This is a genomic window from Sphingobacterium sp. 2149, from assembly GCF_031455655.1.
Classification (GTDB): domain Bacteria; phylum Bacteroidota; class Bacteroidia; order Sphingobacteriales; family Sphingobacteriaceae; genus Sphingobacterium.
The window spans coordinates 104561-128928 of the sequence record NZ_JAVDTD010000011.1 but is presented as its reverse complement, the minus strand read 5'-3'; the positions used below and the strand labels follow the sequence as shown (position 1 = coordinate 128928).

General features: G+C 36.4%; 22 protein-coding genes and 1 pseudogene. 15 read left to right on the top strand and 8 right to left on the bottom strand.

The window, feature by feature from the left end:
• Window positions 1–5 precede the first annotated feature (5 nt).
• A complete protein-coding gene (locus J2X77_RS16705) occupies window positions 6–1583 on the bottom strand; it encodes a Na+/H+ antiporter (RefSeq protein ID WP_310081703.1) in 1578 nt (525 codons plus the stop codon).
• Window positions 1584–1991: 408 nt separating this feature from the next.
• The gene (locus J2X77_RS16700) at window positions 1992–2399 is read right to left on the bottom strand and encodes a helix-turn-helix domain-containing protein (RefSeq protein ID WP_307186458.1); all 408 of its coding nucleotides are present in this window, start codon (window positions 2397–2399) and stop codon (window positions 1992–1994) included.
• A 605-nt stretch (window positions 2400–3004) separates the two neighbouring features.
• Here J2X77_RS16700 and J2X77_RS16695 point away from each other — a divergent pair.
• From J2X77_RS16695 to J2X77_RS16640, 12 genes and pseudogenes are all read left to right on the top strand, one after another.
• Window positions 3005–3271, top strand: coding sequence for an MBL fold metallo-hydrolase (locus J2X77_RS16695; protein WP_310081700.1), 267 nt, complete (start codon window positions 3005–3007; stop codon window positions 3269–3271).
• Window positions 3268–3681, top strand: coding sequence for an MBL fold metallo-hydrolase (locus tag J2X77_RS16690; protein ID WP_307186456.1), 414 nt, complete (start codon window positions 3268–3270; stop codon window positions 3679–3681). Before J2X77_RS16695 ends, J2X77_RS16690 begins: the two co-directional genes overlap by 4 nt.
• Before the next feature lie 309 nt (window positions 3682–3990).
• On the top strand, window positions 3991–4626 hold the full coding sequence (locus J2X77_RS16685; RefSeq protein WP_310081698.1) for a flavin reductase: 636 nt from the start codon (window positions 3991–3993) through the stop codon (window positions 4624–4626).
• Window positions 4611–5198, top strand: a complete 588-nt coding sequence (locus tag J2X77_RS16680) for a PepSY-associated TM helix domain-containing protein (protein ID WP_310081696.1) — start codon at window positions 4611–4613, stop codon at window positions 5196–5198. Before J2X77_RS16685 ends, J2X77_RS16680 begins: the two co-directional genes overlap by 16 nt.
• A gap of 35 nt (window positions 5199–5233) precedes the next feature.
• Entirely contained in the window at window positions 5234–5590 is a 357-nt protein-coding gene (locus tag J2X77_RS16675; RefSeq protein WP_310081694.1) for a hypothetical protein, read from the top strand.
• The gene (locus J2X77_RS16670) at window positions 5583–6653 is read left to right on the top strand and encodes an NADPH cytochrome P450 oxidoreductase family protein (protein ID WP_310081691.1); all 1071 of its coding nucleotides are present in this window, start codon (window positions 5583–5585) and stop codon (window positions 6651–6653) included. The genes J2X77_RS16675 and J2X77_RS16670 overlap by 8 nt, the downstream gene beginning before the upstream one ends.
• Window positions 6654–7072: 419 nt before the next feature.
• Entirely contained in the window at window positions 7073–7993 is a 921-nt protein-coding gene (locus J2X77_RS16665) for an aromatic alcohol reductase (RefSeq protein ID WP_310081688.1), read from the top strand.
• Window positions 7994–8096: 103 nt separating this feature from the next.
• A complete protein-coding gene (locus tag J2X77_RS16660; protein WP_307186450.1) occupies window positions 8097–8369 on the top strand; it encodes a hypothetical protein in 273 nt (90 codons plus the stop codon).
• A 66-nt stretch (window positions 8370–8435) separates the two neighbouring features.
• Window positions 8436–8651, top strand: a complete 216-nt coding sequence (locus J2X77_RS16655; RefSeq protein WP_307186449.1) for a hypothetical protein — start codon at window positions 8436–8438, stop codon at window positions 8649–8651.
• 142 nt (window positions 8652–8793) lie between these two features.
• Window positions 8794–9498, top strand: a complete 705-nt coding sequence (locus J2X77_RS16650) for an SDR family oxidoreductase (RefSeq protein ID WP_307186448.1) — start codon at window positions 8794–8796, stop codon at window positions 9496–9498.
• 105 nt (window positions 9499–9603) lie between these two features.
• Window positions 9604–9963 (top strand): annotated as a pseudogene (locus tag J2X77_RS16645) (transposase).
• Window positions 9964–10058: 95 nt separating this feature from the next.
• Window positions 10059–10256: a hypothetical protein gene (locus J2X77_RS16640; protein ID WP_310081685.1), complete on the top strand. Its 198-nt coding sequence runs from the start codon at window positions 10059–10061 to the stop codon at window positions 10254–10256.
• A gap of 113 nt (window positions 10257–10369) precedes the next feature.
• Here J2X77_RS16640 and J2X77_RS16635 read toward each other — a convergent pair whose 3' ends face one another.
• From J2X77_RS16635 to J2X77_RS16625, 3 genes are all read right to left on the bottom strand, one after another.
• A complete protein-coding gene (locus J2X77_RS16635; RefSeq protein ID WP_310081683.1) occupies window positions 10370–11503 on the bottom strand; it encodes a hypothetical protein in 1134 nt (377 codons plus the stop codon).
• A gap of 825 nt (window positions 11504–12328) precedes the next feature.
• Window positions 12329–13093: an IS256 family transposase gene (locus J2X77_RS16630; protein ID WP_310081681.1), complete on the bottom strand. Its 765-nt coding sequence runs from the start codon at window positions 13091–13093 to the stop codon at window positions 12329–12331.
• A gap of 751 nt (window positions 13094–13844) precedes the next feature.
• On the bottom strand, window positions 13845–14108 hold the full coding sequence (locus tag J2X77_RS16625; RefSeq protein WP_310081679.1) for a helix-turn-helix domain-containing protein: 264 nt from the start codon (window positions 14106–14108) through the stop codon (window positions 13845–13847).
• Between the two features lie 704 nt (window positions 14109–14812).
• On the opposite strand from J2X77_RS16625, the gene J2X77_RS16620 reads away from it, so the two are divergent.
• Together J2X77_RS16620 and J2X77_RS16615 are read left to right on the top strand one after the other, a co-directional pair.
• A complete protein-coding gene (locus J2X77_RS16620) occupies window positions 14813–15607 on the top strand; it encodes an alpha/beta fold hydrolase (RefSeq protein WP_307186447.1) in 795 nt (264 codons plus the stop codon).
• Between the two features lie 11 nt (window positions 15608–15618).
• Window positions 15619–16710: a sensor histidine kinase KdpD gene (locus tag J2X77_RS16615; protein ID WP_307186446.1), complete on the top strand. Its 1092-nt coding sequence runs from the start codon at window positions 15619–15621 to the stop codon at window positions 16708–16710.
• A 997-nt stretch (window positions 16711–17707) separates the two neighbouring features.
• Here J2X77_RS16615 and J2X77_RS16610 read toward each other — a convergent pair.
• From J2X77_RS16610 to J2X77_RS16600, 3 genes are all read right to left on the bottom strand, one after another.
• Entirely contained in the window at window positions 17708–18142 is a 435-nt protein-coding gene (locus tag J2X77_RS16610) for a hypothetical protein (RefSeq protein WP_310081676.1), read from the bottom strand.
• The gene (locus tag J2X77_RS16605; protein WP_310081675.1) at window positions 18099–19043 is read right to left on the bottom strand and encodes a site-specific integrase; all 945 of its coding nucleotides are present in this window, start codon (window positions 19041–19043) and stop codon (window positions 18099–18101) included. The genes J2X77_RS16610 and J2X77_RS16605 overlap by 44 nt, the downstream gene beginning before the upstream one ends.
• A 499-nt stretch (window positions 19044–19542) precedes the next feature.
• Window positions 19543–20400 (bottom strand): helix-turn-helix transcriptional regulator, encoded by an 858-nt coding sequence (locus J2X77_RS16600; protein WP_310081672.1) that lies wholly within the window; start codon window positions 20398–20400, stop codon window positions 19543–19545.
• A 742-nt stretch (window positions 20401–21142) separates the two neighbouring features.
• Here J2X77_RS16600 and J2X77_RS16595 point away from each other — a divergent pair.
• A complete protein-coding gene (locus J2X77_RS16595; RefSeq protein ID WP_310081670.1) occupies window positions 21143–24367 on the top strand; it encodes a SusC/RagA family TonB-linked outer membrane protein in 3225 nt (1074 codons plus the stop codon).
• Window position 24368 lies beyond the last annotated feature (1 nt).

The window sequence follows — 24368 nt, the reverse complement described above, 5'->3', positions numbered from 1 at the left end:
TATTCTTACAACTTTATGCTCAGTCTTTCCTCCTGAAGATCCAGCAGCCTAAGATGTTTTCTGATGATCTCTTCATCTAAGAGGAGTTCGTTTCGGTTTTTTTTGATGAGCCACTTTCGTTGCTCGTTAATTATATCAATGTAAATATTTCTATACTCTCTGAAATTAACGATAATTTCGGAACTACTTACCTGATTTTCGTATTTCTTCAATTGATCTTTCAGAGCTGGCAGACTTTCAATTTTATCCGCATAATCATGGTGAATTTTATCAATCGCGACTTTTGCCAAATTGTTTAGAATCTCCTGATCAATTTCCTTTTCACTTCTTGTAAAGTCCCTATCCACTAGCGGAAATTTCTTAAGAAGTAAGGGGAGTGTGAGTCCCTGTATAAGCAAAGTGGAGAGAATTACGATAAATGTAATGAAGAGAATCATGTTTCTTTGGGGAAATGGACTTCCGTCCGTCAGCGTTACTGGTATTGAAAGTGCAGCAGCCAGCGAAACTACTCCTCGCATCCCAGTCCATCCAATGATAAGGGGTGTCTTCCAGCCTGGGGGTTCAGGATCTCCAACATTAATAAAATTTTTCATAACTATTGTTGTAATAACCGCTGCATATTCCGCTACAATCCGCACAATTATAAGAACAGTTGTGACCGCGATACCATATCCGATGGCCGTATAAATGTTTGTTTCACCGAGGCCCAACACTATCTCAGGCAGATCTAATCCTATAAGTATAAAGACGGTACCATTTAATAGAAAACAAAAACTCTCTCCAACTGTCAATGTACGTATTCTGGAAGCACTACTTAAAAAGTCATGACTGCGGTAAGAAAGAAATAATCCCCCGGATACTACTGCCAAAACTCCTGAGGCATGCAACTGCTCGGCAGCCAGATACATGGCAAATGGAGCTATAAAAGTCATTAGGATATCTATATTGGAATCTGTAGGAAAAATTTTATGCATTTTCATAAAGATAAACGCGATGAAAATTCCTATACCTATGCCACCAAAACACATCCAGGCAAAATTTCCGGCAGCCTGAAGCCATACGAACTGGCCCGTTGCCGCCGCGATCATTGCAAACTTAAGTATGATCAAGGAAGATGCATCATTCAACAAACTCTCACCCTCTAGAATAGAAGATAATCTCCGAGGTACTTTTACAAATTTTAAGATTGCTCCTGCACTTACTGCGTCTGGTGGAGAAACGATACCGCCCAGTAAAAAACCGAGGGCCAAGGAAAATCCCGGAATAAAATAATTTGCAAAGATAGCGACCGATAAAGCCGTAAAAAATACGACTACAAAAGCAAAACTGAAAATGATACGACGCCACCTCCAAAGTTCTTTCCATGATGATGACCATGCAGCTTCATAAAGTAGAGGAGGCAAGAAAATAATAAATATTAAATCAGGATCAATTTTAATTTTTGGGGTACCAGGGATAAAGCTAATTAACAGTCCAGCTACTACCAGTAAAACCGGATACGCTACTTTAATTTTCTTAGCCAACATTATCAGCACGGAAATGACAAATACCAAAAACAGATAAAATTCGAAGTTTTCTAGCATATACAGTTTTTTTGTTTTTTATTCTACGTAGCTGAGGTATAAATTAACTGATAATCCTTCAGTTAATTTATAATAAGCAAACAAATTTAAATTATATACATGCTGTAAACAATATCGTACTTCGATGTAACTTACTAACATGTATGTTAGTTTTATGATCTCCAGTAGATTATTTTTTTATAACGTATTACATAATAGAGATTTACTGTTGTCTGCAACCAACTTTTATTGTTAATGACTGAAATATTATGTTTTAAAACATTTATATTTAGCATTAATTGTAAATTTGGCTATGGATTGCGCAACATAGGCAGGAGCTTGATAACGCTAGAAGACTTAATATAATTTAATAGCTTGTAAAGACTTTTGTGCAATTATTATTCATCCTTATAAGTCCTTTCATAGTCACTACGTTTTTTCGAAATTTGTCCTTGCTTCTTTAAACTCATCAATAGATTTTGCAATCCAAAACCATAGCGGTGTAACCTCAACTAATAAACCGCGACCTAAAGGAGTTAATTGATACTCTACTCTCGGAGGCACTTCAGGATAAATAGTCCTGGAAATTAGTCCATCCCGCTCAAGCTCCCTTAGACATTTTGTTAACATTTTCTGACTTATTCCCTTAATATGCTTCTGAAGAAAAGAAAATCTCATCTTTCCTTTAACACCTAAAGCTTGTATAACAAATAACGACCATTTATTGCCCACATGATTTAGGATGTCAGTTTTAAGCTGATCGTTATCCTTATTTAAAACTTTACAGATGTCATCCCATGCGGTTAAAATTTGATCATCAGTCATATCTCTCTCCATATATTATTTTTGTTATCTCAAGATGAAACCCATGAAGTTCATCTCTGCCGCAAAGTTAAACCTTAAGTACCATTCTTTAAAATTTGCTTACACAAAAGGATATTTAATATACATAAATAAATTGACGATCAAACGCATATTCCCAGTCAATCAACAATTGAAAAAGAGTAGATTGCATCACGGCGAATCACCTTTGATAAAATTAATAAATAGTTGTGAATGTATTAATAAGTTGGATAAAGCTGCTGTCAAACTGCTAAGTTTTGAAGGTTGTTTTTGACTTTGAGATAGGTAAGCTATTATTATCAAGGCTATCTTCTTGAAATTATTGTAGATCTGTACCTATGGAAGTGAGGATTAAAATTAAATTAAAAGGATTATCATTAAAAAAACCAAATTATGTTTATTAATAAATAGCCCTAATTTAATAACCTTAATATTAAAAAACTAACCTTTAAGTGACTAACGAACTCACAAATACGTTATTGTTTTTAATTTTTAGAGGCTGTAATTTTGATATCGAAAACTTCAGGAAAATAAACTTTCAAAACTTATTGTAAGTTCATTATGGCTGATATAATAATTACGATATTAAATTCATAAAGATGAAAATTACATTTTACGGTCACGCTTCGTTAGGAATTGAAGTAGGAGGAAAGCATATTATAGTGGATCCATTCATCACTGGAAACCCTCTTGCAGATGCAATTGACATCAATATTCTTAAAGCAGATTATATTCTTTTAACCCATGCTCATCCCGACCATGTTTTAGACGTGGAAGCTATTGCTAAAAATACGGATGCAGTGATTGTTTCAAATGCTGAGATTACTACCTATTACGATAAAAAAGGTTTAAATCGCACTTTATGAATCATGGCGGAAGCTGGAATTTCGATTTCGGAAAAGTAAAATATGTTAATGCCGCCCATTCGAGCAGTTTTGTAGATGGAAGCTATGGAGGTAACCCCGGAGGTTTCGTGATAGAAACAGATTCCGCGAATATCTACATTGCAGGTGATACTGCATTAACTTACGATATGAAATTGATTCCTCTGCGTACCAAACTGGATCTATCCATTTTTCCGATTGGGAGCAATTTTACAATGGACGTAGAAGACGCTATGACTGCTTCGGATTTTGTAGAATGCAATAAAATTTTGGGATACCATTATGATAGTAATCCGTACATTAAAATCAATCATGAAGAATCTATTAAAAAATTTGCGGATAGAGGAAAAGAGCTGATACTATTAAATGTTGGTGATGTTTTAGAAATTTGACAATACTTAGATCCTTCACTCAAGCAGCACGCTTTTTGTCAGTACATTTTCTGCAAATAGGCATTCTGCTATTCATTTCTATACATACGATAAGTCAAAACAATTAGTTTTGACTTATTAAATTACTTTCCTTATAAAGAAATTCGATCTCTGAATAATGCTGCGGCTGTTATTCACAAGTACCACTTAAATATTGCCATAGATTGCTGAAAAATAGCGTAGACCTCTAATTAGCATCTAGTGCTTATCAATAGAAGTAGCATTGAAATCTACCAATAGACGGGCTTAGCCCTTAAAAATATGATAAAAATGAAGATAAAAATGCTATGGCGTCTTTTACCATTAATTTTGGTATTATCAAGCTGTGGAAATGGTATAAAGCCGCCTATCAAGCCAACGAACAGCATCAAGCGAAATTCTGGATGGCAATCACAGTACGATCATATAGATCCTAAAGATTTGCCTGACAATGTTATCGAGCTTTTCAGTGAACAATGGATGGTAGTCACGGCAGGCAAAGAAAACGTATTTAATAGCATGGTGATCAGCTGGGGAGGATTAGGTTTTATATGGGAAAAACCAGTAGCTTTTACTTTTATAAACAGCAGCAGATATACTTATCAATTTTTACTGCAGGAGAGTGGTTACACACTGAGTGTCTTCTCTGAAAAATACCGGGGATCATTACGAATTTTAGGTAATAAATCCGGAAAATCTAATGACAAAGTGAAAGAAGCAGGTCTTATACCCATAAAAACACCGTCAGGCCTCATGGCATACAAAGAAGCGAGGATGATTATCGAATGTAAAAATATAATGATCCAGGATTTAGACTATAATAAGGCGTCTCCGTCTTATCAAATTGCTGATATGTACAAAAATTCACCCAACTCGCACCACAATATGTTTATCTCTGAAATTACAAATATATGGCTAAAGAAATAATAAATAATTCAACCTGGGGAAATAGTTTACGTAAATACAGCCGTGATCTTCATGGTCACTTATCCTTTTTTTTCTCTGGAGTACTTTTCATTTACATCCTCTCTGGAGTGGCGATGAACCACCAGAACCTTTTTAACCCGCAGTATGACGTTTCCGTCCAACAGTACAGAGCTGAAGGACAATTTCCGCACGGTGCAAATTTTACGAAAGAAGAAATTTTAAAACTACTTGAACCTGTGTCCGAACATCATCATTACAAAAAGCATTTTTATCCCAATTCCCAGACGCTAAAAGTATTCCTTTCTACTGGTTCCTCGTTTACCGTTAACACCTTAAGTGGAAAAGTGGAATATCAAGGGATCAAAAGACGTCCGTTTCTTTTCCAGTTATCCTTTTTGCACTATAATCCAGGTAAATATTGGAGATATTTTTCCGATTCCTTTGCGATTAGCATCATCATTGTCATCATTACCGGATTAATTATGAACAAGGGGGATCGAGGTTTATTCGGTATTTGTGGTATAGAATTCGCCTTAGGCATTATTATTCCACTGCTGTTTTTAATTTTTTAATAAAAAAGCAGCAGATATTAACCTTATACAAAAAGATGATTGAAGCATTAATATATGTAATACATACTGGTAACCTTACAGCGATCTCCGCAAAGATACTGTTTGCTATCCATATTATCTTGCTGCAGATAGGGGGCCCTGTTGATCCTACTTGGCCCATTATATTACTGATAGCGGCATTGGGATTTATAGTCTATATTTTATTTGGTGTTATTTTGATTAAAAAAGAAACATCAATAGTACCGCACATCACGGAGAATAAATATTCGGCAGTAGATGCCGAATATATTTTATTAGTAGGTTCGGAAACCGGCGGCACGCAAATTTTTGCGCAGCAATTGTTTAGCCAGTTGATAAATAGTGGTTTGAAGTGCTATAACAGATATGAATAACTATACCGAATATCCGCAGGTTAAATATTTGATGTTGCTTACTTCTACTTATGGGGAAGGGGATGCCCCTTCAAGTGCTTCCCGCTTTTTAAACCTACTGCAGAAAACAGGGCAAACACACAAGGTAAATGTTTCTGTATTAGGTTTTGGGTCAAAAGATTACGCTGATTTTTGTGGTTATTCTGAAACGGTGTTCAGAGCTTTGGAGCGACAAGGCTGGGCTGACATGCCTATACCCCTACACAAGATAAATGACAAATCTGTCGATCAGTTCTGCGATTGGATTAAAGCGCTGATAAACTATTACACGATGCCCCTAATAGCATCACCTGCTCTTTTTTCTGGTAGGTCAAAGGAAATAAATACTTTTGTAATTGACGAAAGATTTTTTTCGGAGGACGGTCAGCTATTCAGAGTATGTATCAAAACTGATTCTAATGTCAGATTTACCTCCGGTGATCTTTTAGCCATTAAGCCTGCCGGTGATCATAGGGAACGTTTCTATTCCGTTTCTAGAATAGGTGATAGAATTGAATTGGTCGTACGTGAATTCCCCAGTGGCCTCGGAAGTCCTTTTCTGAAAAATAGTCCTGTGGGCACATCGTTTCAGGCAAGGGTAATGGGTAACCCTAAGTTTCATTTTCCTGATAATAAACGTCCTGTAATAATGATAGCCAATGGAACTGGTATCGCACCTTTCAGGGGTATGATCAACGCAAACAAGCAAATGACCGTTTACCTTTTTTATGGTTCAAGGCAAAAAGAACTGTTTGACAGTTTTTTGAAACATGAGCTGGATCAATACCTGCTGAGTGGAAAACTTTCTGGGCAATACCTGGCTTTCTCACGTGATAAAGAAAAGCTGTACGTCACTGATCTTCTTAAACAACAGTCGGAGCTCGTGACAAAGGTATTGCGTGATAAGGGTACTATTATGATTTGTGGTTCGTTGAGTATGCAAAAAGATGTCATAGCGCAGATATCTTTGACCTGTAATGAAACCTTAAAAATGGAAATACAGACATATTTGGACAACGGGCAGATAGTATCAGATTGCTATTAAACCGACTAATGGTTTTATCAAAAGATAGCTGAAAAAAATTTTAAGGGTGCTTTTTGCGCCTTTAATTATTTTTTAATGTTCATTGCCCTAAACCTATATACCGAAGTCCCTATAAGAATAGAATATTACTAGACAGGTATGTCGAAAGTATATAATCTATAAACCATGATAGGAGAAAGTGTGGCTACGGATATCTAGAAATTTAAAAATGTAAGATGTAGATATTCCAATCCCGATTGTCTGAATTTTGTTAAATGTTTGTTTCTATCAAAAGCTAGAATACTCTAAATGAAAAAACTAACATCGAAGTAAGTAACTCACCAACAGATGCCTTATTGCGTCCTGATACTAAACATCTTACCTTTGTGTAGAGAAAATTTTTAACTGCATCAAGTGATTGAATGCCTTATATTTTTAATATGGAAAATACATCAATTTTAATTTTAGGAGCGGGTGAATTAGGTATGCCTGTCATCCGTAACATAGCAAAAAAAGCTAAAGACAATAGTCATGTAGACGTTACCGTTCTTCTTAGAGAAGAGACAATCCATTCTGATGATGAGGATAAAAAAAAGAATGTTACCGAAATTAGAGAATTAGGCGTTGAACTACTTGCAGGTGACCTGTCTGCTTCATCTGAGAAACTTGTTGATATATTTAAAAATTACGACGCTGTTGTTTCCTGTACAGGTTACGGTACAGGTGCTGGAGGTTTTCAGATGAAGCTGGCTCAAGCAGTGATGGATGCAGGAGTAAAAAGATATTTTCCGTGGCAGTTCGGCGTTGATTTTGAAGTGATCGGACGGGGCAGTGCGCAGGATCTGTTCGATGAACAGTTAGATGTACGTGAGCTCTTGAGATCACAAAGTAAAACAAAATGGGTCATTGTTTCTACTGGAATGTTTACCAGTTATCTATTTGAACCGTTCTTTGGCATTTTAGATTTAGAGAACAAATCGATCAATGCCATTGGGGGATGGGATACTGCAGTAACCTTAACAACACCTGATGATATCGGTAAACTTACGGCTGAGATCTTCTTTACGGAACCAGCCATCGAGAACGAGATTGTTTACATTGCAGGGGATACCATCACTTATGAAGATCTGGCTAATATTGCAGAATCATTATCCGGCCATAAGTACGAACGTACACTTTCTGATATCGATGAGATTACAAATGATCTTAAAAGCGATCCGACCAATTTCGTTAAGAAGTATCGTTCGATCTTTGGATCGGGAAGAGGTGTTTCGTGGCCAGTAGAAAATACTTTCAATGGAAAGAACAGAATTCCTACAACTTCGGCAAAGCAGTGGGCAAAAGATAATATCGATTGGTAGCGAGGTTGCAGCATCATTAGAAAATTATAGTACTCATTTAGAAAAAGTGTTGGGCTCGTGATCGGAAACTTGGGACCTTAATTTTGTTGAAACTAATCCTAAGGTGGATTTGGCAAGTGATTTTGCGTCTGAAAACTTGGCATTAGTGGAGTATAAACCGAAAATTAATGATAAACTTAATTTCTATAGTCGTGTCCAGGGGCTTTATGGATTTGTTCCTGAATCTGGAAATCACAATAGAAGCTACGTCATGTTCAGAGCAGGTTTAAGCTATAAAGAATTTACTATTGGCGCTGCAACAAATTTTGACTGGTATGGGCCAATGAAACAGAAGGAAAATAGCTATGGGATTTTTGCATCTATACTGTTATTTTGATGTGTTCTCAAAATTATAGATGAAGCCTTATATGATCTGGAAAATAGTAGACCTTCATTTGCAATCATGGATAAAGGAAGACAACGCGAGGAAAAAAGTTGTATTTGGCTAGAGAAAGGAAACTTTTATGGAATGGGGGATGTGGACAAGGACAACCAGTTCAGTGATATAATGGATGTAAAGGAAAGTTTAGACCGTTATAATGGGAACCATTATATGGCCCAATTGATCCTTTCTTACGCAAGTAAATACCCGAACAAAATTATTAAAATTGTACAATAAGATAAAATATAAAGAACCTTTTCACGACTTTTCGAGTTATTGATTCTGACGGATTGCAACGGATTAGTAAATAGGTAAGAGAAGGTTTTAATAACAATTGACAGAAGGAACTATACATTCAAGATCAAAAAAATAGAATATTATGCAAAATATTAAGGATAAAGTGGCCTATATAACTGGCGGAACAAAAGGGATAGGTTTTGGAATAGCGAAATCGCTTATTGAAGCAGGGGTTAAGGTAGCTATTTCAGGCCGTAATATGGAAGATTTAGAAAAAGCAAAACACGAATTAGGAAATCAGAATGTAATCGCAATCCAAGCAGACGTGACAGATTTTGAAGATGAAAAAAAGGCTGTCGATGCAGTTGTCGAAAAATTTGGAAAGCTGGATATCATCATTGCCAATGCAGGTATGGGGACTTTTGCTCCCGTAGACGAAATGTCACTTGACGATTGGAACGCCATGATCAATACCAACCTGACCGGGGCTTTTCATACCCTTAAAGCCGGTGTTGAGCAGCTAAAGGAAAATAAAGGATATTTTATTTCGATCGCATCATTAGCTGGAACAAATTTCTTTGCTCAAGGTGCAGGGTATAATGCGACCAAATTTGGTCTTGTGGGATTTACACAAGCCGCAATGCTTGACCTTAGGAATTATGATGTGAAATGTACTACCATAATGCCGGGATCAGTTACGTCAAATTTCAATGGTCATACCCCTAACGAAGAGGATCATTGGAAAATTCAACCCGCTGATATCGGACAAATGGTGGTAGATCTATTGAAAATGAATCAGAATGTACTTCCAAGTAAGATCGAAGTACGTCCGACAAAAACAAAATAAGGTAGTAAAGTACTTAGGCGGGTTAGCCTGGGTAATTCAATTAATACCGTAGTATGCCAGAGGAATGGCAGCGTTCAGACCCGTGCAGTATACAATATACTTGGCGTGAACCGGGATGGTCGAAAAGACCTTATCGGTATCTATCTTTCAAAAAATGAAGGCGCTAAGTTCTGGCTGTCGGTACTGACCGATCTGAAATAGCGTGGTGTAGAAGATATCCTGGTCGCCTGCGTGGATGGTTTAAAGGTTTTTCCCGATGCCATCGAAGCCGTATACCCGAAAACCCAGGTTCAACTTTGCATTGCTCATCAGATACGTTCAAGTCTGAGGTATATTCCGGAGAAAGATAAAAAAGCTGCTGTAGAAGATTTAAAAAATATCTATCAGGCAAATAACGAAGATCAGGGCTATGAAAAGCTACTGGAATTTGACGAAAAAGGGGTAAGAAATATCCGTTATCTGTAAAGGGATGGTTGGATAATTGGGGAAATCTCACTACTTATTTCGAGTATTCACCCGATATCCGCTGAGCTATTTATACCACAAATGCTATTGAGGCTATGCACCGTCAGATCCGAAAAGTGACCAAAAGCAAAGGAGCATTTACATCTGATCAGGCACTCTTAAAGTTGGTTTATCTCACGGTTAAGGAGATATCAAAGAAATGGACCACGCCTATTCGGAATTGGGGATTGACAATGCAACAATTACATATTAAATTTGGGGATAGAATTAAAGCCTTCGGAAACTCCTTTTAGGGTTCGCACTCGAGGCTGAAAGCCTCTGAGTGCGAACTCTAAAAGGAGTGATGTGACACAGTTCAGTTTACACTACCCCTCTATTGGAATATTGAGATCTTTAAAAAGTCAGTTTAATTGTCCGACGGCTCTGGGTAAAGTAGTTTATCGAGTTCTATAATCTTCTCTCGATACTCAGTTCTTAAACCTTCCAAATTTTCATCACCCTCGCTTGAAAGAATCGAATCACGCAATTCAAAAATTCTAATAGTCAAACTTACAATCTTCTCTGTGTTTTGTGTATATCCAGATTTTATTAGTTCGTTTAGTTTTTTTCTCAAAATGTGATTTGTATCTGAATTATCCTTGACTTGTCTAGCCACAAGTCCTAAAAATTTTTCTTTGAAGGCATTGATTTGTTCAGGAGAGATTTTGTTTAAAACTTGAAACGTATCATGGGCAGCATATCTAGACGGATACCTTGCAACATATTCTTCAAAGACACGAAATAGTTTATTATACTGATACGGCTGTATGAAGTCAAAATAATAGTTTAACCAGCCCATAGGTTTTACCGTACCCGACCATGAATTATCTTCATCCCATTTTTTGAAAATATAATTGATAATCGTTCCCTTTAAGTCATCACTCAATTCCCTTGAATCTACTTGTAAATCATGGTCTAATAATTTATTGATTGCCTTGTTATCTTCTCCTAAAATAATATTCCGTACTTTGTCATCATAAGAGTCATCTTGCTGTTTCGTATAACTTTCGAGCTCTGACCCTAATATGTTGGGAACAATTTGATATTCTATTATTAAATCAATCAAGTGATCCTGGGTAAGAATTTTAGTATTTACCTTGACCTCTGTCAGGTAATGCATTTCAAAATCAGCATCGTTCGAGTGTATTTTTGAGTTAATAAACATTACATAGTTAGGAAGAATGTTTGAATTTGCCTTTCCGCCTACAGGAACTTTGTGGGCTCTGTTTATTTGGGCAGCAAATTTTGAAATATTACCTGCGGTACATTTTTCAGCTTTTGCTTGCACAACAATAAATTCATCATCCCTAAATAAACTAACGCGTCTATAAAATATAATATCCTTTCCGTGTTCTCCCGGACCATGTATATTCTTCCTGTATACGTAATAGCCATTTTTAGAAAATAATAGAATAATTATCTCATCTATTAAATTATCTTCAGATATATTCTCAAGGTAGCTTCTAATTTTATCTCTGTTAAAGGAATTGTCGATTATCATGAATGTCAAAAAAAGGTTTAAAATGATCGCTATATGTCAAAACAGGAACAATATAGTAAATACAAAAATAAGTCACATGATATTGTACTATTGTAATCGGTAAATCAGAATACACAACTTTTGGCAATTTAGAGTGCAGCAAAAATGGCAATAACGGTGCAGCGTTTTTGGCAATAAGGAATGCAGCATAATTGGCACTAATCAATACATAGTTCATCTTTTGGGACGCGGTGTCCCAAAAGAAAAAACAAGCTTTGTCGGAGCAAAAGACAAAGTTATTTATGAACTATTATTTAAGTAAACTTATGACCTATCATGAGGTTCACAGAATGCATCGGGAAGGCAGTTCGATTCGCAGGATTTCCGAACATCTCGGCCTGAACTGGCGTACTGTAAAAAAGCTTCTGAGCAAAGACGACCGAAGTTACCAAAAAGAACTGGAAGCGCCCCCTTCCAAGAAAAAGTTACTGGATCCCTACCGTGATTTCGTAAATGAAAAGCTGTCGCTGTATAACGATACCTCAGCGGCCCAGATGCATGACTGGCTCAGGGAGCATTACCCTGACTTTCCGCAAGTCAGCCCCAAGACCGTATTCAACTTTGTTCAGGATATCCGGGCGGAGTTCAACATCCCCAAAGAAGTGAGCACCCGCGATTTCCAGATGGTCGCGGAGCTTCCCTATGGTGAGCAGGCGCAGGTTGACTTTGGTTTTTACAACATGACCACTACGCGCGGTAAGCAGAAAAAAGTACAGTTCTTTACCTTCATCCTCTCACGGAGCCGCTATAAGTTTGTTGTTTTCAGCGATGTGCCCTTTACCACGGCTATGGTGATCGCTGCCCATGAAGAGGCCTTTCAACAGCTTTTTTATCTTTCTCCGGAACATACCTCAGACTTGAACGTATCTGATGAACAATGCAAAGTTGAACCTGGGTTTTCGGATATATGGCTTCGATGGCATCGGGAAAACCCTTTAAACCATCGACGCAGGCGACCAGGATATCTTCTACACCACGCTGTTTCAGATCGGTCAGTACCGATAGCCAGAACTTAGCGCCTTCATTTTCTGAAAGATAGATACCGATAAGGTCTTTTCGACCATCTCGGTTCACTCCAAGTATATTGTATACTGCACGGGTCTGAACGCTGCCATTGTCTTTAACTTTATAGTGCATACAGTCTAGAAATACAAAAGGATATACCGATTCAAGCGGACGGTTTCGCCATTCATTCAGTGCAGGAATCACCTTGTCGGTAATATTGGAGATCTCCGTAGCAGATATATCCATGGCATACATTTCCTTCACATAGCTTGAAATATCCCGTGTACTCATTCCTCTGGCATACATGGAGACAACATTGCCTTCAAGCTCATCTGTAATGATCAATTGACGTTTAGGGACTATCTTAGGCTCGAAAGTACCGTTTCGGTCACGACCGCTCTCTAATTCAAATTGTCCGGACTGAAGGCTCCGTACAGTCTTTCTTGTCTTCCCATTTTTACGGTTAACCTCTCCTGAAGCTTTACTTTCCTGTAGATGATGATCCAGCTCACCTTCAAGCATACTTTCCAGAAGATGTTTCAACATCGGAGCACAAACTCAGTCAGTTCCGCCCATTTTCTTACCTTCATAAAGGCCTCTCATCGCTTCCTCTTTGAAGCGTTCAAAACGGCGAAGCCCTCTTGAGTTCCTTTTAAAGCAAATATTAACGAAAAATCAAATTCCTCTTTTTCCATTTGCTGTGTCTAATATAAAAATTCTTTATTTGACACAGTTTACTTTACACCCTCGGAGATTTTGCACTTTTTTGAGATCTCTTTCGATGATAGATTTACTAAATTCAATAGAAAATATAGATTTGGAAGAATCTGTGGTTCTGATCTCTATCTATATTCGAACTACACCTTTAAGAGTTCAATATAGCCTGCTTTTTGCACGATTAAAAATTTACTGCCATGATCTTGCAAATAAAAATAATTAGTGCTTGAACTCTTTTTTAAATTCACTAAATTCCATAAAACCTAGTTTTAAATATTTATTCTTAAGCCCAAAGTAGGGATACTAAAGTAATTCAATAGTGCTACGGTAACCCGGATGATAAGATGGCACATATTTTATGTAACCAAAATTCTGTAATTGCTTAAAATATTTATGATAGGTAGGAGCAGTATCAATATGAGACATTTTCATTAGCTTACTTCTACTCACCAGTATAGTCCTACCTTCATTTTGCCGGTATGCCAATCGAGTTATCGCGACGAGCAAAGAAATATGCCAAACATTTAATCGATCATCACTACAAGCATTATCGAGATATTGCAATCCGTTTTTTGATAAATCAATTTTCATCTTCAAACAGTTTTTGTAAATCATCCTTACTGTAATAGTACGAGCCCTGAACTTTTTTGAATCTAATTTTGCCAGTAACTCTTAAGTTCTGTAATGTTGCTGGAGAAATATTCATCATCTTCCGAATTGCTTTGCTTCTGAGCCACCCAAAATCATCGGTGGAATGATTTAAATTAGCTTCCAGCATCTTACCGATATCCGACAGTATTCTAATTCTGAATAATTCAAGATCTTGTTTTGATATAATTTCCATATTGTACGTTTTGAATAATTCAAAATTATATCAGTACAATGCTGGTAAAGGGAAGTTTTCCAAATGTTACTTATCTTTTCCTAATATGTCATGTGCTTTGTTAAGTGATTCGTATTGCCTATTGCATACGCATTTTAGCAACGTAATTGTATACGGCTTAAAATTTTTAGCAATCCTTTCATGCGAACTTGAAAGGATGATCTTCGAACCGTCTGATACAAGATTTAAATTGGATTATGAAGTTAAATATCTGATGATTAGTTTGTTGTGTGTATGTTCGGAAAATTCGAATCCTCTTGCCATATTGATTTTATTAAGTTTTCGGACTTTTTGTAATAACCAAAATACATATTTACAGATTGGAATTGATGATAAAACAGCTCCAATTTAGTTTATAAAGAGGATTGTTTTTTTATATATTTTAATCATGTTATTGATGTCAATTACAAGTTTTATAATTTCATTTTTTTATATGCAAGGGAGAGATTCGAACCAACCATTATAATACACTTTGAAAACTCATTTTCAAGTATAATTTTACAATTATTATTAAATTGGGGGTTAATTGAAATGAACAGATTTGTGAGGGTTTAACCTTTTTAAATTTTCTGCTAAAATAATTCATGTCTTGAAATCACATTTTTGTAAATAATGGTTATAAAAAAGTTCTGTAAATAGTTTATATTTATTCAAAGTATTTAGCCATGAATATAATAAAAAGAAATAATGTCATTATTAAAGGAAAAGGTAATAAAACTATAATGTTTGCTCATGGTTTTGGTTGTGATCAGAATATGTGGCGGTATATTTATCCCGACTTTGAGCAAGATTACAAGATCATTCTTTTCGATCACGTTGGAGCTGGCCATTCCGATTTGTCTGCTTATTGCTTTACAAAATACGACAGCCTTGAGGGATATGCATCTGATATCATCGAAATTGCAACTGAATTGGACATTACAAATGGAATCTTTATTGGACATTCGGTAAGTGCAATGATAGGACTTATAGTTGCAGATTTGGCTCCTAACGTTTTTGAAACACTTATCATGATTGGACCATCACCCTATTATATCAATGAGGATAATTACATCGGCGGATTTAGCAGATCTGAAATTGAGGAATTATTGGAATCTATGAATAATAATCATCTCGGCTGGTCAATGACGATGGCTCCAATTATCATGGGAAATCCTGACAAGAAAGAACTTAGCGTAGAATTAGCAAGCAGTTTCTGTAAAACGGATCCCGAAATAGCAAAGCATTTCGCAAAGACTACATTTCTAACAGACAAACGTGAGATGTTAAAGCATACCAAAGCCTCTGTATTAATACTGCAATGTAGTAATGATATTATTGCACCAGTCGAAGTGGGTTATTATATGCATCAACAAATTCCCAATAGTATATTGAGGATTATGAAAGCCACTGGACACTGCCCAAATCTTAGTGCTCCTCAAGAGACCATTGAAATGATTAGAACATTTCTAACTATTTAGTATTACATTTTATGGTATTAGACTTTGAAGATTTTTTTGAATCGCCGCTAAACGGATTCGTGATTACTGATGCCGAAGGGAAGATTTTAAAAATGAATAAACGGATGAGTGACTGGCTTAACTGTGAACCACAGTTCTTTTATGGAGCCCGTTTTTCAAATATTCTTTCTATTGGAGGCAGAATTTATTTTGAAACTCATTTATGGCCATTATTGAATATGCAGGGTTATTTTGAGGAGATTGCTTTAGAATTGAATGACACTGGAAAAGGAAGGCTGCCTATATATATGAATTGTTATGATAGAAAGGATAGAGGTGGACGATCTCTTTTTAAGATTTTTACATTATTTAAAGCGTCAGATCGGCGGTTATACGAAGAAAATCTTAAAATGGCCAAAAAGATAGCTGAAGAGAAACTAAAATTGGAGGTGGAACAGGCTCTATTGAGGGAGCAATTTATAGCTGTTCTTGGGCACGACCTTCGGAATCCGCTAGCCGGAATTATGAGTGCTTCTACTGTTTTAGCTCGTTTTATGCTTAATGAGAGAGAAGTCAGACTTGTAAATATTATAGAGAAGGGTGGGAAGAGAATGTTGGAAATGATAAATAATATTATGGATTTTGCTAGAGGACGTTTAGGTGACGGTATTAAAATTAATTCTATCGCCACGGATCTTGAACAGGTGTTAGATCAGGTTAGGGATGAATTGCAAGTTGCATGGCCCGACAGAACTATTGTGAGAAAATACAATATTAACAGTTATGTTGAGTGTGACGCGGCACGAATTGCACAAATGGTATCGAATCTTCTTGCAAATGCAATAACACATGGTTCATCGAATGACCCTGTGTACCTAGAATCAATAGCCTCTGAAAACTTTTGGCAAATATCTGTTACAAATAGGGGTGAGCCAATTCCAGAGGAAAAATTAAAATATATTTTTAATCCTTTTCACAGGGGAGACTCCAATTTAAATAACGGATTAGGACTGGGCCTTTATATTGCTTCAGAAATAGCGAAAGCACATAAAGGCGATCTATCAGTTGTATCTGAAAAAGAGCAAACCTGTTTTACTTTTAAGGTAGTTAGGATTAATATGTGATTGATTTTTAAGTTAATGACCATAAAAAGTTAAAGTACCATTTTTGAGATTAGTTTAAAGATATATTATATGTTTGGCAATAATTTATTGATAGTGATGCTTAATGAAATTTAATTTCTTTCAATTTTCTCATATCACGGGATATGATAATGAAATATGTCCGAGTATTGTATATTTCTATCGGGTATTTAGGGGAAAATATGCATACAGTGGAGTCTAATTGGTATTTCTGGAAAATTTATATAGTGGTTCTCAAAAATCCTATTAGAATATACTTCGAGTAATGGTTGATTTAGCTGTTTTTTAAGCCTTCTCGTAAGTTTAACCAAAAAGATGCCTAGAATACTCATGAATTAAAAATTAATAAGCTATATTTCCATTAAATTTTTCAATATTATAATTAACACAATGATTATCTATATAGATCTGTTCGTTTAAAATTTTATTTTAAAATTTACTTTTACGTAAAACATAAGTGTTGAACTTATAGAGTTGGCATGCCGTCAACTCTATTTTTTGTTCTATACTCAAAAACCGTGGACGTTATTGTATTTGATTTATCCAATAGATTTGCAACTGTTTTTTATTAGCTTATAAAATTGGGGAGTAGGTGGGATGAACAGATTTGTGGGGCATTAACTGTTTAAATTTTCTCCAACCATTACGCAGTACTTTTGGAGGCGATCTTTCAATTCTTTTTTTCATTTCTTAAATCTTAGATTACAATTTTGGTTTTATATTTGAGCAGCTAATGCAAGTGGCATTCATACTTTTTGTATTAGCTGTCCAACTATTGAGCTCCTAATTTCATAAATTATTTCAATTACATCAGTGATATTAAACATTTGAATATAAGGAAATAGTATTCGCTCGATGGCTGTAAATATTCGAGGTAATTCAAAGGTTGTAAATTATAGCCATGTGAGATTTAAATTGACCGTCCAAACCTACCTTTTCCAATTCTTCCCGGTTTAAAACTGACTATTTTACAAATATTTTAGTTTGGCTTTTTTGAGCGAATTCTACTTAATGTAGACTGCGTTATTCCGTGATATGAGGAGATCATTCCTAAAGGAACCCGTGCGATAATATTGGGATACTTCTGGATTAAGTGCTGATAGCGCTCCGTCGCACTAAAGACTCGTAACTCGTTTGCTTTCTCTTCCGCTTTAATATAATAGTTTTCAGTCAGGATTCTTCCTATATAATTAAATTCAGGAAACTGCTGATACAACTGCATAAGTTTTTCATGGCTAAGCACTAGGAAACTTGTATCTTCTACAGCTTCTAAGACCTCGAAAGATCGCTTCTGGCTAAAAAAACTGTATACAGAAATGGCCACATCCCCCTCAAATAGCAGCCACGAAGTGGCATCCCTTCCGAAACTATCAAGGTAATAATGGGTGATTTTTGTATCGTTCCATAATTTCAATCGCTTGGGGCAGAAGAGGAATATCAGTTTTCGATTTTGATTTTTGCCTGCTTGTCATTATCCATAGGCTGCCGTCGATTCCATTTTTGATATCATCCGGCCTTAACTGGTATGCATCAATGTAAGCAAGTCCTGTATAACATTGGAAAACAAATATATCTCTTATGACTGAAAGTCGCTCAGAAGAAAACACTTTATTTTCAAGCCTTTCAAGTTCTTCCGAAGAAAGTGGCTTTTTATTACATTTTGTTTTTTTGCTTTTAAACATTTTAAAAGGATCCTTTGGAATTATATCTTTTGCAATAGCCCTAAGAATTATGGTTTTAAAGTTAGCAATATATTTTAATGCCGTATTATTGCTACAGTTTCTGACGGTCTTTAAATAAAATTCATAATCCTTTACGAATTCATAGTTCAATTCTCTGAATTCAAAGTCTTCCCTGCCATATTTATAACTTATAAATTCCTTAACATGGGACCGGGCTGTTGTATAACGCTCAAATGTTCCATACGCATATTCTCCTTTTTTAACCAGTGCCAACATTTCATCATTGTGCAACTGGAACTCTTCAAGTACTTTTACTTTTGATACATTCTTGCCTCTTACAAAATCAATGAGCTTCTGAGCAGTAATTGTCTGGTCGTTATTGATTAGTTCTGTGCGATAGTTAGAAATACGATTAGATAAAGAATCCAAAAAGTAATTTAGTGATTTTGCATCTTCCTTGCTGCCGGTAGCCCGTTCTGATTTTTGATTCCAACGGGCAACATCCCATTTACGTTTTGTTGAAATCTCCTTTGGAATACCGTCAACGGTAATTCTCAAATAAACTGTTCGTTGAATTTCATTTTTTTTAGGTGTTTTTAAAAAGAATATTACACCAAAACTGTTTTCAAGCATAATCCAAATTTTATTAAGTTAAAGTTCGAAATATGTTGCTCTTTAGTCAAGTCGTTAACGAGGTATACATCTTGATATACAGTGTTTTAAGCTACTTTTTGTGGCACTTTTTTTTCCTGACAAAAAGTGCCACAAATCTGCCACAAAAATTAAGAGTGTTTTTGAAAATTTTGCGATTTCCAGCTGAAAAAAAAAGCCTGTAATTTTTAAAAATTACAGGCTTTAAAGCTTTTTAGACCATTTGAAAGGTATTATCTTTCAAATCTTGCGGAGAGTGAGGGACTGGAACTTTCTTTGTTTTTAGCCCTATTAGAGCTGTTTTGCGACTGTTAAAGAATCATTTTGCCACGATTCTGCCACAATCTTATTTTCCATGCCTCAAACTGCGCTTTTATGTCTCAGCGGAAAGGGGGGGATTCGAACCCTCGGTACTACGTTTCAATGAATATTTCCAAGCACTATAAATTTATCCCGTACTATGTCTATTATTCGGAGAATACTATACTTCCAATTCTCTTAGCAGTTTAGAGCCCTTGTCTGTCAATTTATAACTCTGTAAACTGCTGGTAACTGGAGATTTAGTTTTAGTAATCAACTTAATATTTTCTAAGACTTTTATTGTCCTAACGACATTGTTGGTATCATTTATCATCTCGGCTTTACTAAAAAGTTCTTTTCTTGTTTTCTCACCGTCATCCAATGATAGAAGCATAATAGCCATTTTTCTTAAAGAAGGTTTGTCTTTTTTGTTGTCACTATTCACTAAGTCAGGTTTGAATAGTTTACAAATTTGCTCTAATTTAATTACTAAGTCGAAAAGGGGATCTATTTCTTTGGGAAACTTTTTGTTGGAACGCTTATATTTTATGGGTGATGTTTGAGTCTTTACTAGTAATCCAATATTTACCAAAGAATTTAAACAATTCTGCACTTTATTTGGTTCAATATTTATTTTGAACTTTGTGGAAATTATTGCTGTTAATTCCGCAGCAGTTGTAGGATCTTCCAGTAGCTTTTCAGGAAGAATTCTTTGCATAATCATTTTTTTAGGTTTGGTCTCTTTACTCGAAATATTACAAATAGATGGGTTTTCGGGATGATTCTTTCTCAAAATTGCTGTTACCTCTCTCCATGTTAAATTGAAAGAAGAGCTAGATAAAACGCTTTTTTCTATACCGATAAATTTTATATATTTCTCCTGCTCTTCTGTATTAAAGTATTTATGAGCCTTCTCAATTCGTTCTATTGATCCTCGGTTAATTCCTGACTTATTAGCCATTTCAATTCGACTAAACAGTAGCTTTTCTCTAGCTATTTTGAGATTTTTTCCGATTATAATATTGATATCCTTTGCCATGTATTAATTTATGGCGGTTTGTGAAAAAATGTATTAAATATTTCTATGAATTATTAGAGGAATTCACTAAGTTTGTATAAATAGTTTCTTCTCCGAAAGAGAGGATTTATGGTATTTAAAACAAAGAGTCTTGCGGTTGCAATTTCTGAAGCCGTAACGCAAGGCAGTAGTTTAAATACCCGCGTCTATTCTTATATAAAAGCTTTTAGTATATTTGCTTGATAAGATAGATGTGGGCCTACTGTTAGTCCGTGTTACGTTAGGCTTCAGAAACTTTTTCGCAACCACGGCATGTAGGCCCGCATTTATCTAAAAATGTCTCATCCCAAGACTCGTTTAACCAATAACGAGTTATGATTATTAAAAACAAACATTCAAAAAATCCCAATCCGCCTTAATTCCATTAAGGCTAGAGGTCTGTATGACCATCCGAAAAAGTGTCATTGTAAATATATCATCTGCTTTGTAACCAATTAGAGACTACTATATCGGAACATTTTTACGAGTTATTCTAATGACCTGATCCATCGCCTCCGCGAGGAAAGGGGAAGATTATGACCATTTTTAAAACCTTAAAATGAACAATTTTATAAGGACTGGGAGAAGTATAGCCTGTTCAAAGCAGGCTGCCCAGCAGGTAAATTTAGCAAATACACAAACTAATTGTATTACAAATAAAGCATATAGCTTAAGAGAACTATTAATCCTAAGGACTCTTTTAGTAATTGTTACCGTATTTCATATGTTTAGTTTATCGGCTCAGACGCCCCGCAAGGACAGCGGGGCCGATGGGTTGTTATCCATCAGCGGTTCTGTGGTATCGTCTGTCGACGGTAAGCCGATCCAAGGTGTTTCCATCCGAGTCGAAGGTGAAAAGGGTAGGGCTTCGTCCAAAAATGATGGTTCCTTTTCGTTAACAGTCTCCAATCCGAAAGGTACTGTTTCATTCTCCCATGTCGGTTTTAAGCGCTTAGAAACTTCGTATAGTGCTGGAGTATCATTGGCTATAAAACTGCTACCACTAGAGAATCAATTGGAAGAGGTGGGGGTGGTCTCTACCGGGTACCAAAAAATTCCGAAGGAGCGGGCGACGGGGAGTTTTGAGCTGATCAATAATAAGATATTAAATAAGCGCGTTGGGGGTAATATATTAGACCGTCTAGAAAACGCAAGCGTCAGCCTTCGGATTGATAAAGATTACCAGTTTGCTGACCGATCACCATATAATGCTACACCGCCCAACAACCTTTTAATGCGCGGTAGATCAGCGATATCAGGAACATTTAAGCAGACAGTGGTATTGGACAATGCGATTTATGAAGGTGATGTACGTGATATTAATCCAAATGATATTGAGAGTGTCACGATATTAAAAGATGCGGTAGCTTCGTCCATCTGGGGTACAGCCGGCGGGGGGGGCGTCATTGTGCTGACTAGTAAAAGTGGAAGCTACAGCCAACCTAGAAGGGTAAATTTTACGTCTAATCTGACATTTGCAGGCAAACCTGACATTTATAAGCTTCCATTTATGTCCAGCCCCAATTTTATAGATTATGAAAGATATCTATTTGATAAAGGTTACTATGATTACTATTTGAATGAGAGGAATAGCTACAGTACCGTGAGCCCGGTTATTGAAATGCTCGGTGCGTTGAGAAGTGGAAATGCGATACAAAAGGATGTCGACAATGCCATCGAAAATTTTAGGCGATATGACGTCCGTGAAGATTACAGCAACTATTTTTATAGAAACTCATTCCTCCAACAGTATAATTTGGATGTATCCGGTGGCAATCAAAAAATCACCTATTTATTCTCTTTGGGAACTGATATCAACAAAAATCAAAATATTGCCTCTAAAAATAACAGATATACGTTCAGGTCTTCGGTTAAGGCCAAGCCTATTGCTAACCTAGAGATCAATACGGATATAAGATACACAAAGGTACACGCCAGAGACCAGAGTATTTTACAGACAATCTCATACGGTGCATCAGATGCAAATGGAAGTGAGTGGCCTTACCTTAAGCTGGTAGATAATAATGGTCAGCCAGTAGATGTGGATATTGTGCCGATACGAAAGGCTTATAGGGACACGGCTGGCAACGGGAAGTTATTGGACTGGCATTTTAACCCATTAAAGGAAATAGATGCGAACCATCAACTAGCCAATCCAAAAGATCTACTGATCAATTTTTCGGCAAGCTACAGATTGATCGACAACCTCAATCTTAACCTAGCTTATATTTATCAGAATTTTCAAAATCCGATAGAAGACTGGGTAGGAGTTGACTCCTACGCAGCAAGAAATATGATCAATTTTTATTCTCAGTGGAATGATAATAGTGTATTAAAAAGACCAATTCCTATTGGTGATCGTATGAACTACATCAATGATAATACGGAAAGTCATACGTTGCGTTTTCAGGGGAACTACAGCTGGCTTTCACCTAATCAGTTACACCGCATACAATTGTTGAGTGGCAGCGAGATAAGGGATAAGAAATATACTAGAAATGCAAATATCCTATATGGTTATAACCGCGAAAATCTCAATCACCTACCTGTAGATTATACTTCGGTTTTTCCGATTTTAAATAAAGGTTATGGTGGCAGTACGATTGAGGATGGGGTAGATCTAATGTTGCAGCAAAATCGCTTTGTATCTTTCTTTGCTAATGCTAATTACGAATTTAAAGAAAAGTATATCGTATCAGGTAGCCTACGTCAGGATGCCTCTAACATATTTGGAATTGGAGCCAATAACAAATGGCAGCCACTATGGTCAGCAGGTGTTTCATGGCGAATGGATAAAGAATGGTTTGCGAAAAATGATCACATTGATCAGTTGAAACTCCGGTTTACCTATGGATTCGCTGGTAGGGCCAATACATCATATAGTGCCTATCCAATTATTTATTATAATGGAGCAGACTCTTATACAAATTTGCCGTATGGATCGCTAAGTTCGGCGCCTAATCCAAGTTTGACCTGGGAAAAGATACAGACCATGAATTTGGCCTTGGACTTTGGTCTTTTTCGGAACCGAATTTCTGGAACATTTGAATATTACCACAAGAATTCAAAAGATCTGATTACAAACGTTCCTATTGACCCTACCATGGGGTATGAATCGGTTACCAAGAACGGTGGTGAATTACGTGGGAAAGGTTTTGAGCTCACAGTTATGAGCCAAAACATCCGTCATGGGAACTTTAGCTGGAATAATAAGCTGCTTTTGAGTAAAAATAGGACTAAAGTTGCCAGATATCCCTATAAATGGTCAAGCCCGGCGACCTACGTTACTACCTCGGGTTCTGCAGGCGGTTTCCTGCGCGAAGGATTTGAAGAGGGGGCAGTCTTCGCTTTTGCTTACGCAGGTCTTGATCCGCAGAATGGTGATCCCCGTGGATATCTGAATGGTGAAGTGTCTACAGACTATAACGGTATTTTATACGGTTCGCTAGACAATATGAAATATGTCGGACCTGGACGCCCCGTTTTTTACGGCTCGCTGGAAAACGAGTTTTCAATCGGCAATTTCTCCTTCGCTTTTAATATGCAGGCACGATGGGGGCACTATATGTTTCGCAAATCTTTTTTTGAAATGGACTTTGCGCTTAATCGTGTGGGGCACGATGATTATTTGAAAAGATGGCAGAATCCCGGTGACGAATTAACAACGGTAGTCCCATCATTACAATATCCATTGAATTCGCTGCGAGATGAATTTTACAAAAAATCTGAAGTACTGGTCATCAAAGGAGATAATTTGCGTCTTCAGGACCTTTACTTATCCTATCGATTACCAAAACCGGGCTTTTGTAAATCGCTTGCACTGACATCCTTTGCTAAAAATATCAATTGGATTATTTGGAAAGCGAACAAACTCAACATAGATCCTGAATATAGGGATGCTATTCCGCTACAATTTACATTATCACTAGGTGCTAAGGTCGAATTATAAG